General features: G+C 33.2%; 23 protein-coding genes. 2 read left to right on the top strand and 21 right to left on the bottom strand.

What is annotated here, in order from left to right:
* Positions 1-4 precede the first annotated feature (4 nt).
* The 20 genes from KDE13_RS07710 to KDE13_RS07615 form a co-directional block, all read right to left on the bottom strand.
* Positions 5-382, bottom strand: coding sequence for a YopX family protein (locus KDE13_RS07710; RefSeq protein WP_212143376.1), 378 nt, complete (start codon positions 380-382; stop codon positions 5-7).
* Entirely contained in the window at positions 369-659 is a 291-nt protein-coding gene (locus KDE13_RS07705) for a hypothetical protein (protein ID WP_212143375.1), read from the bottom strand. Before KDE13_RS07705 ends, KDE13_RS07710 begins: the two co-directional genes overlap by 14 nt.
* A 414-nt stretch (positions 660-1,073) precedes the next feature.
* Positions 1,074-1,310 (bottom strand): transcriptional regulator, encoded by a 237-nt coding sequence (locus KDE13_RS07700; RefSeq protein WP_212142323.1) that lies wholly within the window; start codon positions 1,308-1,310, stop codon positions 1,074-1,076.
* Position 1,311: 1 nt separating this feature from the next.
* Positions 1,312-1,548 (bottom strand): helix-turn-helix domain-containing protein, encoded by a 237-nt coding sequence (locus KDE13_RS07695; protein ID WP_212143373.1) that lies wholly within the window; start codon positions 1,546-1,548, stop codon positions 1,312-1,314.
* Entirely contained in the window at positions 1,548-2,318 is a 771-nt protein-coding gene (locus KDE13_RS07690; RefSeq protein ID WP_212139834.1) for a hypothetical protein, read from the bottom strand. The genes KDE13_RS07695 and KDE13_RS07690 overlap by 1 nt, the downstream gene beginning before the upstream one ends.
* An 87-nt stretch (positions 2,319-2,405) precedes the next feature.
* Positions 2,406-3,392, bottom strand: a complete 987-nt coding sequence (locus KDE13_RS07685; RefSeq protein WP_212139833.1) for a RecT family recombinase — start codon at positions 3,390-3,392, stop codon at positions 2,406-2,408.
* A 16-nt stretch (positions 3,393-3,408) separates the two neighbouring features.
* Positions 3,409-4,116 (bottom strand): Rha family transcriptional regulator, encoded by a 708-nt coding sequence (locus KDE13_RS07680; protein ID WP_212139832.1) that lies wholly within the window; start codon positions 4,114-4,116, stop codon positions 3,409-3,411.
* A gap of 436 nt (positions 4,117-4,552) precedes the next feature.
* Positions 4,553-4,789 (bottom strand): transcriptional regulator, encoded by a 237-nt coding sequence (locus tag KDE13_RS07675; protein WP_212143371.1) that lies wholly within the window; start codon positions 4,787-4,789, stop codon positions 4,553-4,555.
* A 16-nt stretch (positions 4,790-4,805) separates the two neighbouring features.
* Positions 4,806-5,228 carry a hypothetical protein gene (locus KDE13_RS07670; protein ID WP_212143370.1) on the bottom strand — a complete coding sequence of 141 codons (423 nt, stop codon included), beginning with the start codon at positions 5,226-5,228 and terminating at the stop codon, positions 4,806-4,808.
* A gap of 505 nt (positions 5,229-5,733) precedes the next feature.
* Positions 5,734-5,967: a helix-turn-helix domain-containing protein gene (locus KDE13_RS07665; RefSeq protein ID WP_212143368.1), complete on the bottom strand. Its 234-nt coding sequence runs from the start codon at positions 5,965-5,967 to the stop codon at positions 5,734-5,736.
* Between the two features lie 68 nt (positions 5,968-6,035).
* Positions 6,036-6,812, bottom strand: a complete 777-nt coding sequence (locus tag KDE13_RS07660; protein ID WP_212143366.1) for a phage antirepressor KilAC domain-containing protein — start codon at positions 6,810-6,812, stop codon at positions 6,036-6,038.
* A gap of 156 nt (positions 6,813-6,968) precedes the next feature.
* Positions 6,969-7,202: a transcriptional regulator gene (locus tag KDE13_RS07655; protein ID WP_212143364.1), complete on the bottom strand. Its 234-nt coding sequence runs from the start codon at positions 7,200-7,202 to the stop codon at positions 6,969-6,971.
* A complete protein-coding gene (locus tag KDE13_RS07650) occupies positions 7,202-8,152 on the bottom strand; it encodes a RelA/SpoT domain-containing protein (RefSeq protein ID WP_212143363.1) in 951 nt (316 codons plus the stop codon). The genes KDE13_RS07655 and KDE13_RS07650 overlap by 1 nt, the downstream gene beginning before the upstream one ends.
* 60 nt (positions 8,153-8,212) lie before the next feature.
* Complete coding sequence (locus KDE13_RS07645; protein WP_212139826.1) at positions 8,213-9,004, bottom strand: PD-(D/E)XK nuclease-like domain-containing protein; 792 nt, start codon at positions 9,002-9,004, stop codon at positions 8,213-8,215.
* 88 nt (positions 9,005-9,092) lie between these two features.
* Entirely contained in the window at positions 9,093-9,299 is a 207-nt protein-coding gene (locus tag KDE13_RS07640; protein WP_212139825.1) for a hypothetical protein, read from the bottom strand.
* Positions 9,300-9,315: 16 nt separating this feature from the next.
* Positions 9,316-10,020 carry a Rha family transcriptional regulator gene (locus KDE13_RS07635; RefSeq protein WP_212143361.1) on the bottom strand — a complete coding sequence of 235 codons (705 nt, stop codon included), beginning with the start codon at positions 10,018-10,020 and terminating at the stop codon, positions 9,316-9,318.
* Between the two features lie 396 nt (positions 10,021-10,416).
* On the bottom strand, positions 10,417-10,647 hold the full coding sequence (locus KDE13_RS07630; protein WP_212143359.1) for a transcriptional regulator: 231 nt from the start codon (positions 10,645-10,647) through the stop codon (positions 10,417-10,419).
* 10 nt (positions 10,648-10,657) lie between these two features.
* Positions 10,658-11,179, bottom strand: a complete 522-nt coding sequence (locus KDE13_RS07625; protein WP_212143358.1) for a hypothetical protein — start codon at positions 11,177-11,179, stop codon at positions 10,658-10,660.
* Positions 11,180-11,310: 131 nt separating this feature from the next.
* Entirely contained in the window at positions 11,311-11,499 is a 189-nt protein-coding gene (locus KDE13_RS07620; protein ID WP_212139821.1) for a hypothetical protein, read from the bottom strand.
* 432 nt (positions 11,500-11,931) lie between these two features.
* Positions 11,932-12,345, bottom strand: a complete 414-nt coding sequence (locus KDE13_RS07615; RefSeq protein WP_212139820.1) for a hypothetical protein — start codon at positions 12,343-12,345, stop codon at positions 11,932-11,934.
* Positions 12,346-12,684: 339 nt separating this feature from the next.
* On the opposite strand from KDE13_RS07615, the gene KDE13_RS07610 reads away from it, so the two are divergent.
* Together KDE13_RS07610 and KDE13_RS07605 are read left to right on the top strand one after the other, a co-directional pair.
* Positions 12,685-12,903 carry a hypothetical protein gene (locus KDE13_RS07610; protein ID WP_212143356.1) on the top strand — a complete coding sequence of 73 codons (219 nt, stop codon included), beginning with the start codon at positions 12,685-12,687 and terminating at the stop codon, positions 12,901-12,903.
* Positions 12,897-13,103 (top strand): hypothetical protein, encoded by a 207-nt coding sequence (locus KDE13_RS07605; RefSeq protein ID WP_212143354.1) that lies wholly within the window; start codon positions 12,897-12,899, stop codon positions 13,101-13,103. Before KDE13_RS07610 ends, KDE13_RS07605 begins: the two co-directional genes overlap by 7 nt.
* A 112-nt stretch (positions 13,104-13,215) precedes the next feature.
* Here the strand turns inward: KDE13_RS07605 and KDE13_RS07600 are convergent, their stop codons facing one another.
* On the bottom strand, positions 13,216-13,614 hold the full coding sequence (locus KDE13_RS07600; protein WP_212143352.1) for a hypothetical protein: 399 nt from the start codon (positions 13,612-13,614) through the stop codon (positions 13,216-13,218).
* Positions 13,615-13,618: the final 4 nt, after the last annotated feature.

Here is a 13,618-nt window from a genome sequence, read left to right as displayed (position 1 = left end):
AGTTTTAGATTTTCATATAAATATTACCGATAGCTTTTATCTCATCTGCAAAGTCCATAGGATAATATCTTACTTCGCCCTTTGAAGTAATTTTTAATGTAAAAGCTGACGTGTCTTGAAGGTAAAAAATTTCTGCCTCTATCTCATTATTCTCATCATCTTTAGGAGATATTTTTACAATATCTCCTTCATAAATTTCGTAACCATCTTTATCTTTTAAGCCTGTATATTGTATAAGCTTTATATCATAAAATGGGCATTCAATTTCCTCTTCGGTAATAAGACCTGTAAGCCTTGCTTCGGAATTTTCAAAGTCAAGGGCTGAAACTTCATATATGGTTTTATCTACCTTATAAAAGGCTAAAAATTTAATCTTTCTCATTATCTTTTATCTCTTCAGTCATCAGTTCTGATGAAACATCTACTGTGTAATTTGGGTCCTCATCTGCTAAAATATCTGTTAAAATATCTTGAAGGTCATCTGGTGAATTAACCACGTAAGTATTCCCTCGCCCGTCTATTGCTCTAGTTGGGGTAAAGCTTTTACCGTCAAAGTAACACTCTACCAAACAGTGTCCGTTAAAATCTATATTAAAGTATTCACCTGCTTTAACATCAATCTCTTTTGTTATTCCTGCATATTCTGCTGATATTTTCATTGTTTATCCTTTGTATTAAATTTATTTGTTAGTTTTTGATTGGGAGCTTATTTAGCCCCCTTTGTAAAATATATCCAAATGCAAGTAGCTATAAAAGCTATAAGCATTAAAACGTCTAAAACTGACATATAAGCTCCTTATGGTATAATGGTTAAAGGCAACGATGAAATATTTATTAACGCCCCCTTTGTAGGGGGGGGATTTAATCCACCCTATTAATTTTGCTATCCAGTAAAGGATTTGCAAAATCAACGCTAATACTTGCAAGAATATTAACATCGTTGCTCCTTTCGTTTTATTTAAAGGTTGTTTTTCTCAACCTTTATAACGAAATTATACAATAAATACAACCAAATGTCAAGTAAAAAGTATAATATATTTTATATTTTGTTAAAATAAGTTGCTAAAAACAACTTATTTTAATTCGAGTAGGTTTTTAAGAGTATTTTTTAAATTTTGCATATCATTAAGTTTTGCTTCAAGCTCATAAACCCTTTTTAATAGCTCAATTGATTTTTCTAAGCTTTCACTTATTTCATTCCTTGAAACGATAGTTTTTATACCTGCTTCTGTATAGCCTACTAGTTCAGCAAATTCTTTATAAGTTAAATTCTGTTCTTTACAAAATTGTTTTAAGTCTGCTCCAGTCATTTTAGCCCTTTAAAAAGTCTTTTAAGTTGCTTTTAAAAGCTTCTGATTTCTCAAGTTCGGCTTTTAAGTTTAGTGTTTCTTGATAAAGCTCAATTGCTCGTGTGAGCGGTTCGCTTATTTTTTCCTGACGTGCTGCGTTATTTATAGCACTCTCACTATACCCTATCAACTCGCCAAGTTGTTTATAGGTAAGACCCAGCTCTTTGCAAGTTTTTTTTATTATGTTTTCATCACTCATTATTTGCTATCCTTTTGTTTTGGTATTATGCTATGTATAGCCGTAACTCTGTAAAATTTTACAATGCCTTCTACTGAAAACGAAAGCAAATCAACGAGATAATAATTATCAAATGGGCTTTTATTTACAAGCTCTTTATCATCGATATTTATTATCTCTGTAGGTATAGAACGATTTTTAATCACCGCTTCGCATACCGCACTATCTCTTACTATACGCTTAGCGTCTTTTACAATTTTAAAGTTTATTAAGACATTTTTATACTCTTTGCATTGTTCTGCTTGCTCTACCTCTGCTATAAGCTCGGCATTTTGAGTCATCTTTTTAGCGTCATCTGCCCCAATAGAAAATATTATATTATCTGCGTGGCTTATGTTGTAAGTATTTTGATTGATGATGACCGGTGCTAAGATATCTTTTAGTAAGGTTGCATTTTTCGGCGTCAAGTATGGGTTATTTTCAGTTTCGTATAGACTTTTGTCTTTGTAATCTTTAAAAAGCACCATAATATCTATAACCTCCTTTAATACTTTAAGCGGTGCAATAAGTGGTAACGCTTCGGCTGATATCTGAAAAATCAACGAGTAAATATCGCTACCAACTTCTACCTTATCAAGGTAAATTTTTGAGTCACTTATGCCGTGTTCTTTTGAAGTGTAGCCATCTATAAGCTCTTGCAAGCTTAGCAATGACACCGCCATAGTCTTTAACTCTATTGGCTCATCGTGCGTTAGCCTGATTTTAAACTCAGTGCATTTTTCATCACTCATTTTAGCCCTTTTGCTTTATCTATCTTTTTAAATTTTATCAACCTTTAAAGCTTAAATTCTAGCTAAACACGGCTTAATCTAAAATGTTTAAACACCTTTTATCTCATCTAATAACGCGTCAATGCTATTTGGGTCGGCTAAAATATTCATAATTTGCTCGTTATTAAATCTATTAATAATGCGTTCGGCTTCTTCCTCATTTAATCCGCGTCTTTTTAGCTCAATTTCTAGCTCCTCACCTGGCATAATGGGCTCTGGCTCTATCACTATCTCGCTTAATTGCTCTTTTTCATTCTGAGTTATTAGCTCATTTAGATTAATAGCCTTGCTACCTTTGCTTGATTGCTCTTTTTGCTCTGCACTTTTACGAAATGGCTCATCTTCTGCCATAAAAGCCTCCGCTATGCTATCATTTATCGGCAGGCGTGAGGCTACGTGTTTTATAGCTTTAGCCTTATACATCTCTTCAGCCCATTTAGCCCAAATATTGCTTAATCCTTTTGCGTTTTGGTTTGGGCTTGTAGTGCGTAACTGCTCTAACTTTTTAAAAGGGACAAACTCACTAAACTCACTGCCATTTTTATCCGCTACAAAGACTAAAACACCTTTTAAATTTTCAAAAACCCACGCAGGATTAGTCTCATCTCGCTCATCATAATTTGGCACAAAGCTTATATCATCTTTAATGCCTGCAAATTTCATATCAAACTCATCACATTTATAAACGCATATGGCTCTAAACTTCCAGCCATTGCGATATCCTAGTGCGATAAGCCCTTTATAGCCTATCTGTAATTGTGCTTCTTTGTTATAAGGCACTACGTAGGCTTGTCCGAATAGCTTATTTGGGTTTAGTCCGATTTGAACTATTTGCATTGCGGTATTTACTATGCTTTCTGTGGAGCAATTAGATAAATTACCATCATTTACCATATTTACGATTGCACTCGCAAAGGCTGAAGCTTTGGATTTATCGCCGTTTGTTATGGTTTGTATCTGGCTCATTTTTGCACTGATTAAGCTTCGTGCTTTGCTCTCTCTTTGTGCTTTACTCTCTGTTTGTATGTTATGCATTTTTTATCCTTTCATCTTATTTTGTAATTTGTAAATAGTAATCATCATCATTTGTATATCTCATAGCGACATCAATCTCTTTAAAAACTCCGTCCATTTGAATTTGAATATTGTTTAAAGCTCTTGTAATCTCGCTATCTTTAAATTTCTGTTTTTGCTTAAGTTCATTTGCTTTTTTAAAGTAATAATCACGCTCAAGCCTTGCATTATGCAATAATGCTCTTAAGCTCTCTTTTCCTATTTGGCTATCATCGATAACTTCTGCGTCATATATCTCAGACATTCTAATCTCTGCCACACAAAGCCTGTGCTTTAGTCTTAATATCTGCTTGTTACGCTGAGCTATCTGAGATTTATAACCGTTTATTTGGGATTGGTGGTGTTTAAATTTAAGGGCTTGAAGTTCTGCTTCCATTATATTAAAAGCTTTGATAAACTCAACTTTCCATTTATAGGCTTTTTCGCCTGTAAAACCCATAACTAGCAAAGAAAAGCCATCACGGGTTAGATTGTAGCAGGGTAAAACACGCCCGGTTTTGTCTATGTAGCTATGTTTGGCGAAATTTTGATTTTTAAATTCATCGTTTGGAAGTTTGTTTATAACTCTTAAAACGCTATCGTGGCGTTTCTCAAAAACTTGACCGAGCTCGAGAGAGCTTATAAAAACTCTCTCATCGCTTACTTTAAAATTTACGTTTATATCGTTTATAATAACGGCTTTCATTTTGCACCACCCATCTTATAAACGATAACGGCGAGTAACGCAACTATAACTAAATCCAAGATAGTATTAAAAACTTCCATTCTACCGCTCCTTTGTGGTATAATTTCAGAAGGTAAAGCATAAAGCTCCTACTCGGTCAAAGGTGGGCTAACCTAGCCCCTTAACCCTTTGGCTATCTTTTTATCTTTTTGATAAGCAGATAGACTAACGCTAACTTGATGATGGCGGTCATCAAATCAACTACCGAAATAAAAACTTCCATCGCTTTACCTCCTCTTATTTATTTCTAAACTATGAATATCATTGTTTAGATAAGATAATTATAGCTATTTTTAATAGTTTTGTCAAGAGTAAAAAGATGTTTTTAGAAGTTTTTTATAAATTTTTAGATGAATATCATAGTTTTTTACTCACCACAATTTTGCGGTGAGTAAAATTAATCGTCTTTGAGTGCTTTTTTTAAAACGCTTTTTAATTCGCTGTATTCTTTTAGCTTTTCTTTTAAAATTAAGTTTTCTTGATACATTTGTATTGACTTACTCATCGGCATACTTAATTCACCTTTTGCTATTGCTGAATGTATTGTCGCTTCCGAATTTCCGATAATCTCCGCCAACTCTTTATAAGTTAGCCTCATTTCTTTACAAAACGCTTTTAATTCATCTGCCGTCATCTTATCCCTTCCTTTATTAACTCATATTATAGCATATCTGGCTTTTATAACCGTTTATTTGGGATTGGTGGTGTTTGTCTTGTTTGTCCTTAAAAGCTTCAAGCTCTGAGATTTTATTAACAAGCTCTAAATTTTTCTTTCTTGCACTGTGTGCTTTTTCAAGCTCGGCATTAATAGACTTTTCAAGCTCCATCTCAGCCCAAAGTCTGAAATTTTTCGCCTGTGGGCTACGGATAAACATACCAAGTTTAATAATACCGCGGAGCGTCCATTTAATGAGTGGTCTATTTCGGTCGTTTTTGCAAACTATGAAATGGGTATTTTCGATTATTTCGTCTGAATGATTTTTTAAATGGTCTTTAACCGTATCTTGTGAAATGCCATAATTTTTTGCAACTTGCTCTGTTTTAAAGAGTGTTTGAAGTGTAATATTTTGCATAAATTCCCCTTTTTTGCGATTTTGCAATTTAGGGGAATTGTTAAGTTTGATTAGTGTTGCGGTTTTCTTTCTTCTTTATGTTGCTTGTATAATTTATAGCTTACATAAGCAAAAAGTATAGCCGTGATGGCTAAAATAAGATTTTGACCTGCCATTATCTACTCCTTTTTTCTAGTGAGATACAAATCCACATAATACCAACGCTCAAGGCAGTGATTAGAAAAGATTGTATCGTTAAAACGCCATTTAAAAGGGCGAAACTACCATTTACAAATAAGCCTAAGCCTATGTTTTTTATTAGCTCGTTCATTTTTTATATTGTAGCAAACTAATCTAAATTTAACAATTCCACCTAAAAGAACAAAATCTAATATTTTATTAGATTTATATAGAAATTATACAATATTTTATTATATTTGTCAATATATTTTATAATAATATATTTGATTTTTAAGAAATAATCATAATTTTTTATTAGAGTTTTAATAGGGGGAATTTTCCCTTATTAAAAAACAGCGTCTTTTAGGGCATTTTTTAGATTTTCATATTTTGATAGCTCCTTTTTTAACTCTTCGTGTTCTAGCATAAAATTTAGAAATTTTTGTGTTTGTTGGCTTACTTTATTGTTTGATACCGCATTATTTAAACTATCAGCACTCATTCCTATTCTCTCCGCTAACTCCCTTTGTGTTATCCCTAGCTCAGAGCATACGCGTTTAACTATGTTTTCCTCTGCCATCTTATCCCTTCCTTTATTTTTAACTCATATTATAGCATATCTGGCTTTTATAGCCTTTTTCTGGCAGACTAGGCTGCTTTTTTCTTAAATGCTTCACAAATTTTAGCAGATAATGCGACCTGTCCTTTAGCCGTAATGCGTGTGGTAAATCTCTCTTTATTGCCCTTTGTAGTGATTATGATTTGTGGTATAACTTCAAAATATCCAGCGTCTAGCCATTTTTGAAATGGGATATTGTCTTTCATTAGATATTTTTCATCTCTTAACCATTTAAAAATTCTATTTCGCCCAACGCGGACATCGTTTTCATCGCAAAGCGTTTTTATAAAATCGCCTATTAATGCACTTGTTGCACTTGCTTCAACGCTTTTAGCAAAGCTAATATAATGGGTGTTCGCCTCTTTTTCAAGTTCAAGAGCTTTCCGCTTTTCTCGCTCAGCCTTTAAATCAGTTGCTAGTTTTATAATGGTGTCAGGATTTGATAAAACCTCCTGTATCTTAGCGTCTGTTAAATATCCGCCGTGCTTTCTAATGGTTGGCAGGATTTCACAATTTATCCATTTGCGAAATGGCTTAGCCTTTAATTTGTCACTTCGCATAAGCACAAAGTAAAGTTGTGGCTCGGTTATAAATGTTGCGTTTTGTTCTCTGCCTAGGTTATCAAGTATGGGGTAGATTAAATCTAGGTAGTCGTCAAACTCCGATTTTATGGACTTCTTTACGTCTGAAGAGTTTTGTATCTCTAAAACTCTGCAAACATCAGCCAAACAAAAAAGCGGTTCATTGTTTTCATCAACCGCAACTCTAATCTCGAAATTTTCATTTTTAAAAATTTCTAGGTTCATCTTTCCACCTTTTTGTATTAATTATTTTTAAAATTACAGTTTGAAGCTTTCTGTTAAGCCTGGCATTTTCAAGAAAAAACGTCAATTATACGTTAATTATTGATGGGTCCACAGTATGCAATTTGTTATTTGTATAAAATAGGCGTAAATTTACACCTATTTTGAAAGTTCTTTAATGATAAAAGCTAAATCATCGAGTGTTTGAAGCTTTCTGTTAAGCCTGGCATTTTCAATGTAAGGCCACAGAGCTTTTTGCATAGGCGTTGAAATGTTATCGGTTCTTGCTGCTTTGCTTACGGCTTCCTCACTATATCCTATTATCTCTCCAAGTTGTCTATAAGTCAGATTAAGTCGTCTGCAAGTTCGCTTTATTATGTTTTCATCACTCATTATTTTAACCTTTCTGTTACCTCTTTTATAAAATTTTTTGCGTCTAAAAAGTAGTTTGGATAGGCTTTTTTTAGCTTCTTAACGCTATCTACGTTAACTAAAACGCTCTGCGTGGTATCGCTTGTCTCCATACTTTGATACATTGTTTGTGCTAAAAATTGTTCGCTTTTGTTAAAAGAGGTTAGTTTTAATATCCCATCCTTTGCGTCTAAAACCATAAGATAAAAACTTTCGGTGCTACCGCCTTTTTCTAGCTTATTAGCTACCACATTTAGCCCCTTTAACAAAAAAAGTATATTGTGTTTTTCGTCCAGCTCTTTTATCTCATATTTATGCTCTTTTTTGCCAGCAAAAAGCTCAGCACAAAGCCAGAAAAAATGTTTAAAATGCTCTTCGCCATAACCTGCTTTAATGTTTGTGCTACTACGCAAGGCTAAAATTTCAACCGCCGTCGCCCAATAGTGTTGCAATAAATCTCTTAGTTGCAATTCTATGTGATAGTTTTTTATCTCGTCTATCTTTCCGTTATATTTAAATACTATATGATAACTCCTATATCCGTCCGCCTTTGGCTCGTCTATATAGTTGTTTATTTTAACGATTTCAAGGACGCTTTTATTACTTTTATAAACATCTTTGATATTTTTAGCAAACTCCATCACGTCAATACTGTTTTTAAATACCGCTCTAACTCCGCCAATATCTTGCATTCTATCTAAACACATACCATCAAACCGCACAAGCTTTGCCTGTATAGAGCTTAAACGTTTAAGGCGTCTAGCTATAAATAGAGGCTTTGGTAATTTTTTAGATATTGTCTTAACCAGCATTTTCATTAGTTGGATGTGGTTTGACCTAAAAGTTGAGATAGTATTTAAGTCGTCTTTTGTATGGCTCATATTTTTTAAATTTAGTCCTGCTTTTCTGAGTATGTTGTTTGATATCCTCATCCGTCCGCCTTGATTATAAATTAGCCCATTTTAGCCAAAAGTATTTTTAAAAATCTTTAACTACTCATAAAATTTCCACGCGGGCAGACTAAGCTCACGCACGGCATTTATCCTCTCTCCATCAAACTCCGCATACCCCCACCACTCATCTCGCTTTAAACAAATTTTATAAAGGTTTAAAAGCTCTTTATAGCGTTTGCGACCTTGCTCGATAGCTTCATCATCAAGCACATAAAATCCGACCATAAAGGGCTTTTTACTCTCAACCGCGATAAATAAAAAGCTATTGACAACCTTATTGTTTGCTCTTAATATATCAGTATAAAAGGCGTTTTGAATATGATAGTTAAAGTTTGCCACACTCTTTGCAAATCCTGACGCACTCGCGTCACTTGTGGTCTTTAAATCAATGACTAATCCTAGTTTTTCATTATAAAAATCTGGTCTACAACGCACCGCTACATCATCAATAGTGCTAAAATAGCTCTGTTCGCTAAGTCCATCGCGTAAAAACGCCCCGGTTTGCTTCATATCTAAGACACTTTTAGCCATATTTAAAGCAAGCTCATACTCGCTAGGCGTTAAGATATAGCGGTCATTTGCCTCATTTTTAAACTTCTCATAAATAGCCCTGCCATCTTTGGTGCGTTTATCACAAATAGGCTCAATGATAAACTCATTTTTAAAATCAAGCGGTTCAAGGACTAGCTTATGCACGGCTGAGCCTAAAACCAAGGCTTTGCTCTCATCTTTAAACTCTGCTTTGTGTTTAAAGTGATATGGGCTTTTTGCTAAAAGGTCTAAATCAGACTTTGAGATTTCAGGGCGTGAGTGATAGGATTTGATATTCATCGTTTTATCCTTTTTAGTTTAAAATTTAACCTATCGCCAAGTATTATAAAGCCTCTTGATAGCCAAATGGCATTAAACTCTACCCAGCTCATAGCATAGTCTCCAAAAAAGCTTCGTTTACAATATTTTTAATCTCATCATAATCAAGCTCGTCATAATCTCTTATTATCTCATTAAGCTCATCAACTACCGGGATAAAAAACTCTGACACTCTTTCATAAAGCTCATCAGCCAACTCATTTACTCGGCTTTGTCTTTCTTCATATCTCATAATGTCATAATCGAGCGGGTCCATTTACTCTCCTTTCATCTTATTTTGTAATTTGTAAATAGTAATCATCATCATTTGTATATCTCATAGCGACATCAATCTCTTTAAAAACTCCGTCCATTTGAATTTGAATATTGTTTAAAGCTCTTGTAATCTCGCTATCTTTAAATTTCTGTTTTTGCTTAAGTTCATTTGCTTTTTTAAAGTAATAATCACGCTCAAGCCTTGCATTATGCAATAATGCTCTTAAGCTCTCTTTTCCTATTTGGCTATCATCGATAACTTCTGCGTCATATATCTCAGACATTCTAATCTCTGCCACACAAAGCCTGTGCTTTAGTCTTAATATCTGCTTGTTACGCTGAGCTATCTGAGATTTATAACCGTTTATTTGGGATTGGTGGTGTTTAAATTTAAGGGCTTGAAGTTCTGCTTCCATTATATTAAAAGCTTTGATAAACTCAACTTTCCATTTATAGGCTTTTTCGCCTGTAAAACCCATAACTAGCAAAGAAAAGCCATCACGGGTTAGATTGTAGCAGGGTTGCTTTCGCCCTCTGCTATCTGTGTAAGAAACGAGCTTAAAATTTTGCTCGTTAAAGTCACTAAAAGGTAAATTCTTGATGGTTTCTAAAATATCTTTGTGTTGTTTATTAAAAACATTCGCTAGGTGTAAGGTATCGCAAAATACCACCTCATTTTCTACTACAAATTTAACATTTACATTATTAATTAAAGCATTCATTTACCACCGCCAAAGTTAAAAACGTAAATTGTTAAAAGGGCTAACGATAACATCGTTAAAACTAATGCTACTTCCACTTTAAAATCCTTTATGGTAAAATAGCTATCAGTGTGTAAGTGATGAGTGGCTAACGCCACCCACCAAGAACTAAAATTGCAGCTGCTATCTGCAAGATTAGTAAAACAATTTCTAAGGTTAGCTTGACCTTTTTCATTGTCTTACACCTTTTAGCGAATTTCAAAGGTTGAATATCAACCTTTGACACGCATATTATAGCTTAATTTAAACCTTTTGTCAATACTTTAAAGCTTAAATTATACCTTTTTTATAAAATTTCGGTTGAATATCGGCTTTTTGTGGATTTTTTAATCAGCGGAAAAATCCGCCGATTAAGATTTATTTAATGCTTTTTATAAAAGATTTAAAGTTTTCAAACTCTTTTAATTGATTTTGTAGTTCTAAATTTTTAAGATATAGTTCTATTACTCGCTTCATAGGTTCGCTTATATTCCCGCTATTAATAGCGGATTTAATAGCCCCTTCACTATACCCTATCAACTCGCCAAGTTGTTTATAAGTAAGACCCAGCTCTTTGCAAGTTTTTTTTATTATGTTTTCATCACTCATTATCTTTCCTTTATAATTTTAAAACTTGTTGTGTCTGCTCGGCTTGTGAGCTAACTTCTAAAATATCATCTAAAAAATAATCCGTGTCAATAACATTAAGGTCTTTGTCAATAAATGAATTTGTTATAAGTGTGCCACTTATCCTATCGCCATAACGCAGAGCTATCTCGTGGCTTTTTAGTTTGGTTATCCAAGCCTCATCGATGATTTTCACATCGATAGCTTTATCGTGAATGATAGTCCATTTGCTAGCTCCTGCAAGGTCTGGCTTTTTTATAATAAATGAGCCTTGAAACTGACTTTTTTGCGTGATAACATCATCTAAGTCATCGGGGCTAAACTCATACTTTACTTTTGTCGTTATCTCGTGGTCGATATAACCACAAAGTGCTGCGTTTAACTCATCAATGCTATTAATGAAATTTGATACATTTTTAAAAAAATCAGCACCGCCATCTGTCTTAAAATCAAAATGTAGCGTGTAGATTTTATCCATTATTAGCCTTCGTTTGTTTTTGTTTGTAATTTGCATTTTAACGCCCCTTTTTGAAATTTTATCTCTCAAATAGGGCGTTGATTTTTAGTGTTGTGTTTTTCTGTCTTTTGTGATTTTATTTAGATACCACATTGCATATATTAGCGTTGCGGTAGAAATAGCTAAAATTATTGTTTGTGCTTCCATTGTATCTGCTCCTCTCTTTGGATTAAAACGCCAAATATTAAAATTTTAGTGGCGATAAGTGTAGCTAATACCGAGTTTATGGTAAAGCCGTTTTGTGTAATGGTAAAAAGCCCATTGATAAAAAAGCCAAGCCCAAAGTCTCGTAAAAGCGAACCGGTTAAACTATTCATAGCAGTATTTTAACACAAAATTTAATGTTACTTCTACATTTGGCATTATATCGCCTTTTTTATTTATTATGGGCTAGCTTTTTAATTTTATCTTTAAATATAAAATAAGCTATTGTAGAAACAATGGCTAGGATAGTTGAAAACCAAGCAAGTGCGTCCATTTTTTAATCCATTTCTTCATTTTTAGCCCTTTAACTTATAATACACTAAAAAGCAATAAAACATACTTAAATAAATTGAAATAAATTGAAATAAGATATTTAACTCATATATCAAATTTATTATTTTTAATTTAAACTTAAGAATTTTATATTTTTGATTAAATGCCTATCTTTGCGTCTAAAATATCTAAAAATTTTAAACAAATAGCGTAAAAGCGGTCTTATAAATCTCATCGGTTAGCCTTAGAATTTAATGTAAAAAGATATAATCTTACTTAGAGACTAATATATTAATTGAAGTCGCAAAGATTTTATTAACGGCGGTTTTTATTAGCTCCTCTTTGCCTATTTTTACGGCTTGTTTTAGATTATCGCCCAAACTTTTACCGTCTATGCTTTGGGGCGTCTTCTTTAAAATTTCAAGCCCTTTATGAGTTAAAACCGCACCCATTATCCCACCTTTAGTGCATTGCTCTACTTTTATAAAGCCATTATCACAAAGCCATATAACAGTATAATAGATGATATTATTATGCTTTATTAGCTCTATCTCGTCGCCAAAGTCGATACCATCACGCAATAAATTAGCCATCTTTTCATCAAAAGGCAGTGGGAATTCATCTATCAACCGTGCAAAAAGCACCCCGGCATAATAATTAAATAGCTCAATGTTTTTATTTTCCATCTTTACCTCCTTTTTAAATTATATCTTTTTACATTAAAGTGGACTTTTTAGCAGAATTTTAAAAACGAACCTAAAAACTATCCTAAAAGTTCGCTTGTGGTCGCTAGGGCAGTCTGCCTCCCTAGTGCACTTCCGATAAAACCAGATTAACCGCTACTCGCGGAGGCTCTGTCGGTCAAAAGCTTTTTGCCTATCCAGCCTTTTTTGTTTTGATAGCTAAAGTGTATTATAATTCCACTTAAATTTATCTTAAAAAAGTGGATAAAAAATACACTTTAAAAAATTTATTTTGTGCTATAATTTTGCAAAAATTACCACAAAAGAAAAAAGGTTTATGTTATGGGCGTAAGGGAGCACTTGATAAATAGTATAGATATAGAAGGTGATTTTATTAGACAAAGGTGGGATAGAAGTGAAAAAGAATATGACGACTACCAAGAAGCCATAAGCAACATAACTAATGAGATAAAAAAATTAAATAAAAAAAGAGGCGAACAATCTTTAATAAAATGGGCGGTTGCATTTGTGATAAAAATCGCTGTGATTTTTTTGTGTTAATGGTATGTGGACAAGGGTTTGGTGGTATTGATAACCTTGCACTTATTGTGTTTGCTGTGTCTGTTTTATTTGCGTACCAATCACAAAATAATAAATTTATAAATGATGTTTTGGCACTAACAGAAGCGACTGTTGTTTGGCAAAATTTAGCCCAAAACATAACCAGTGAGTATTTAGCAAAAACAAATGAAGAAGTTTAGTGTTGTGATTGTGTCGGCGTCGGATACTTCGATGATTTTATCAGAGAGCAAAAGTGGAGAAAATATAAATAATACGGTTAGGAATTTTACTCTCAAAAAATATCTTATTAAATTATTTTTTTAATTCTTTTATATACTCCCGCAATGGAATATCTGCATTATATACACTCTCTACCAATACTTTGTATTCACCAACCATTTTTTCTTCGGATATATTTTTTTCATAGTAATCACTGATGGCCAATGCAAATTTATTTACGTCTATGCAATTTAGCCGAATAATAGTTAAATACCCTATTGCCTCAATATTGGATGTAAGCTCAATAATGTTGCCGTCATAATCTTTTTTTAATACTTTTGAAAAACAGTCTTTTAAAATCGACAAGCACTCTTTTCTTTCACTGTCTATTTTTTGAAACCTATCTTTAGTTAATAAATATACAAAGTTGATAAACGTAAAAAATATGGCTATTAAAGAGAGCCAAAATGACACATCCAATAACATATCCATTGTG

It is taken from the genome of Campylobacter anatolicus (genome assembly GCF_018145655.1).
Taxonomy (GTDB): domain Bacteria; phylum Campylobacterota; class Campylobacteria; order Campylobacterales; family Campylobacteraceae; genus Campylobacter_A; species Campylobacter_A anatolicus.
Note: the sequence above shows the minus strand (reverse complement) of the source record. Positions and strands in the feature narration are given on the sequence as shown.